This is a genomic window from Actinoalloteichus spitiensis RMV-1378 (assembly GCF_000239155.1).
GTDB lineage: Bacteria > Actinomycetota > Actinomycetes > Mycobacteriales > Pseudonocardiaceae > Actinoalloteichus_B > Actinoalloteichus_B spitiensis.
Genome location: NZ_AGVX02000411.1, coordinates 1 through 3,873 on the forward strand (window position 1 = coordinate 1; position 3,873 = coordinate 3,873).

At 69.5% G+C, this 3,873-nt stretch carries 4 protein-coding genes; all 4 read left to right on the plus strand.

What is annotated here, in order from left to right:
* Positions 1–712: 712 nt before the first annotated feature.
* The 4 genes from ACTIDRAF_RS0217905 to ACTIDRAF_RS0217920 all read left to right on the plus strand — a co-directional run bounded on the left by ACTIDRAF_RS0217905 (position 713) and on the right by ACTIDRAF_RS0217920 (position 3,865).
* The gene (locus ACTIDRAF_RS0217905; RefSeq protein WP_026066227.1) at positions 713–1,249 is read left to right on the plus strand and encodes an EF-hand domain-containing protein; all 537 of its coding nucleotides are present in this window, start codon (positions 713–715) and stop codon (positions 1,247–1,249) included.
* Between the two features lie 117 nt (positions 1,250–1,366).
* Positions 1,367–2,365, plus strand: a complete 999-nt coding sequence (locus ACTIDRAF_RS0217910) for an isocitrate/isopropylmalate family dehydrogenase (protein ID WP_211215373.1) — start codon at positions 1,367–1,369, stop codon at positions 2,363–2,365.
* Positions 2,362–3,090 (plus strand): cysteine hydrolase family protein, encoded by a 729-nt coding sequence (locus ACTIDRAF_RS0217915; RefSeq protein ID WP_016700102.1) that lies wholly within the window; start codon positions 2,362–2,364, stop codon positions 3,088–3,090. The genes ACTIDRAF_RS0217910 and ACTIDRAF_RS0217915 overlap by 4 nt, the downstream gene beginning before the upstream one ends.
* Positions 2,975–3,865 (plus strand): class I SAM-dependent methyltransferase, encoded by an 891-nt coding sequence (locus ACTIDRAF_RS0217920; protein ID WP_026066229.1) that lies wholly within the window; start codon positions 2,975–2,977, stop codon positions 3,863–3,865. The genes ACTIDRAF_RS0217915 and ACTIDRAF_RS0217920 overlap by 116 nt, the downstream gene beginning before the upstream one ends.
* Positions 3,866–3,873: the final 8 nt, after the last annotated feature.

Consider the following 3,873-nt stretch of genomic DNA (forward strand, 5'->3'; position numbering starts at 1 on the left):
CGGTCCCACCGTCGTGGCCGACCGGTGCTCGTGGGCCGGAGGCGGCGGCTCCCCGTGGGTGGTCGCGTCGTACGGCGCGTGGTGGTGGTCATGCCCCCATCCCAGCCGTCGGGCCGCTCCCCCGGCAGTGTGGCCGCGTCATGATCTGGCCGTGACATCTCGAGGGTCGAGGCGTGACGTGATGTCACTGGTGGGTGGCACGGAGCTCGACTCGCCCCAGGCCATCAGTGTCATCCGGGCCGGCTGACCCCGTCACCGCGCGGCTGGCCACCCCGCTCCACCTCGGGTCGCGCCGCTCAGCGGTCCGGGGCGGCGCGATGCCAGCGTGCGCCAGCCAAGCTCCCGGCGTCGCCGCTGCGGAACGGCGGTCGACCAACCCCGGGCCGATCACGTTGCGTGACGTCGAGTACTCGTGGTCCACCGCCGCGCCCCCGGGTGGACCAGCCCACCTCGCCGGAGGACCCGAACCGAGCCGGGCACCGGGCGGCAGGCCACACCCGACCGGCCGTGGGATCCGGCATTCAGGCGTTTCTCCGCCTTCCCACCGTTTTCACCCTTCAGTGTGGTGTCCATTCTTTCACTACTCGCGGTGGTCCTTTTCTGGAATAGTCGTCCCCGTCGCCGAGGAGCACCAGATCCGCAATCGCGGCGAAGTTTCGGGTTTCTCGTTCCCCTTCCGCGGTGGGCGAGACCGAGGAAAGGTGACCGTTCGATGCGGAAAGAAGCGGTGAGCCGGATCAGGCTCGTCTTCGACCTGCTCGACACCAATGGTGACGGCCATGTGGAGTCCGGTGACTTCGAGCTGATGGCCGACCGGGTCGTCCAGGCCTCTCCTGACATCAGTGACGCGGCCGGTGAGACGCTGCGATCGACCTTCCACGGGTTCTGGCGCGCGCTGGTCACCGAGCTGGACAGCGACGGCGACGGCAGGGTGAGCTTCGACGAGTACGCCGCATGCGTGCTGTCACCGGACCGTTTCCACGCTCCCATCAGCGCCTTCGCGGCGGCGCTCGCCGGCCTTGGTGACCGCGACCAGGACGGGCTGGTCACACGTCCCGACTTCGTCGCGCTCATGCGGGCCATCGGATTCGAGGAGGGCAGGATCAACGCCCTCTTCGACGACCTCCAGCCCACGGCCTCGGACCGGATACCGGCGGCGACGTGGGTGGAGGCCGTCATCGATTTCTACAGCCCGACCAGGAGCGGTGTCGCGGGCGACCGCCTCGTCGGCGACTCCGCCGCGCCCTGATCCGTGGAACGGAACGGAGATATTCCCATGACTCCAGTGGTCGGACTCGCCGTCGGGCGGGGAACGGGCCCAGAACTGGCGTCCGCATTCGAGCGCGTACTCCTCACGCTCGCCGAGATGAATTCGGTTGGCGTGCGCATCGAACGGTCGCCGCGCCGCTACCATTCCTATGTCTCCCTCCGCGATGAGGGCGATGCCGAGCGGATCCGCGGGCTCACGCACGAGGACGCGGAGCACTACGAGGAGTTCTGCCGCACCCAGGCCCAGCTCGGAACCAGGGTGATCTTCCGGACGGCGATCAACGCCCAGTCGCTGTACCTGGTCCGGCAACGGTTGCACGCGGTCAAGGTCGACCTCATCGCGGACCAGGGCACCTCCCTGTTGCTGGTCCGGGACCAGACACAGGGTTTCTACAGCGGCGAGAACACCCACACCCCGGGCGCCGTCCAGCGGACGATGACCTTCAGCAAGGAGACCACGGAGACGATCATCAGGTTCGCCCTGCGGCGCGCACGCCGGCAGTGGCCCGACGAATCGGCCGATCGCATCGTCATGGCGTACAAGTTCCACCTGCTCGACGGCGCGCTCGGTGAGTGGGTCGCCGAGATCGCGGGGCGGCTCGGCGTGGACATCGGGTTGTTCCAGCCGGACACCGTGAACCGGAACCTGATCGAGCAGGGGTTGCCGGGGCGCACGCTGGTCATCGCCGGGAACGAGTGGGCAGACATCATGCACGTCGTCCTGCTGGACCGCTTCGGCTTCGAACGGCAGGAGAACCGGTGCACCGAGAACGTCTACCTGCACCCCGACGTCGAGGGGTTGGTGGAGTACCAGACGGTGCACGGTTCGGCCGATGACCTGGCTGGGCGGGACAGGGTGAATCCGGTCGCCACGATCCGGGCGGCCTCGGCGATCGCCGAGGAGCACGTCGGCTGCCAGGGCGCGGTGGCGGCGGTGGACGGGGCGCTGGCGGCGCTGCTGGACAGGGGCGTGAGCACGCCCGACCTCGGTGGTCGGCACTCGACGACGGAGGTGGTGGACGCACTGCTCGAGGAGCTCGGCGCGCGGGGGGCCGCCGGTTCGTCCCCGTTGGCGGCCGTGGCGGCCGAGGAATGACCTCCTCGGCCGGCACCGCGCTGGTCGTCATGGACATGCAGAACGACTTCTGCGTCGGCCCGGGCGTGGAGTCGCGGTTCGGTGGGAGGCTCGACGTCCTCAGCGCCGCGATCACGGGCACCGTCCGGGCGGTGGCGGCCGCGAGGGCGCGCGGAACGGAGGTCGTCTTCGTGCGCCTCCACGGCGACGTGGCGTTCCAGGGGCCGAGTTGGCGCCGGAGGAATCTGCTGCTGGACAAGCCGACCAAGTGTCGGGCAGGCTCCTGGGGAGCGGATTTCCACGCGGTCTCACCGGAACCGGCGGACCGTGTCTTCACCAAACGAGCCTGTTTCGACGCCTTCCTCAGTGACGGGTTCGCCGACCACCTCGCTCGTCAGGGGACCGAGCACCTGGTGTTCGTCGGACTCTACGCCGACGTGTGCGTGGACTCCACCGCGCGGACGGCGTTCCAGCGCGGTCTCCACGTCACCGTGCTGACGGACTGCACCACCAGCCTGCACCTGCCGGACGAGACGACCTTCCGGTTCATGAGAACCGTCTACGGGGCGCGCACCACCTCCCACGACAGGCCGGGGGTGTGGTCGCCCCCCTTGAGCGAAGTGAGGACACGTGACCAGCACCCAACAGCCGGGTACGGGCGTGGAGAGCGGAGTCGGTCTGACGGCCTTCATGGTCGCGGCGGCACGGGCGATGGAGACCCACCGCACCGACTCGTTGGCGAGTGACCCCTACGCGGAGCACTTCGTCCGGGCCGCCCCGGCCTGCGCGGACTGGCCGCTGCGCATCGAACATGCGCCCGGGGGTGACGCCAACCCGCTGTGGGGGCGGCTCGGCCGGTACTTCGGCCTGCGGACCAGGGTTCTCGACGACTTCGTCGCGCGGGCGCTCGGTTCGGGTACCCGGCAGGCGGTCCTGCTCGGCGCTGGCCTGGACTCGCGGGCGTTCCGGCTGGACTGGCCCACGGGGTGCGTGGTGTTCGAGCTCGACCAGCCGACGGTCCTGGGGTTCAAGCAGGATGTGCTGGACGGGATCGGAGCCACCCCGAGGGCGTCCAGAAGACCCCTGGGTTGTGATCTGCGGGATGACTGGGCGCCCATGCTGCTCGACGCGGGTTTCGACCCCGCCCTGCCCACGGTCTGGTTGGCCGAGGGGCTGTTGCTCTACATCCCGGCCGACGGCGAACGGAGGCTCATCGAGACCATCGACCGGCTGAGCGCACCGGGGAGCGCCCTGGCCTTCGAGATCAAGCGGGGAACGGAGCTCCCGGAGGTCCGTGAGAGCGCCATCTACACCTCGACGAGGCACCAGATCGGTGTCGACCTGGTCGGCCTGTTCGAGATGGAACGGAAACCCGACTCGGCCGGTCACCTGCTGGCGACCGGCTGGTCGGTGGACGTCACGACCCCGTTCGACTTCACCCGCCGACTGGGTCGCGGGCCGCTGCCCGAAGCGCGGGACGCGCTGGCGAGCAACAAGTGGGTCTTCGGGAGCCGGGGCTGAGCACCGCT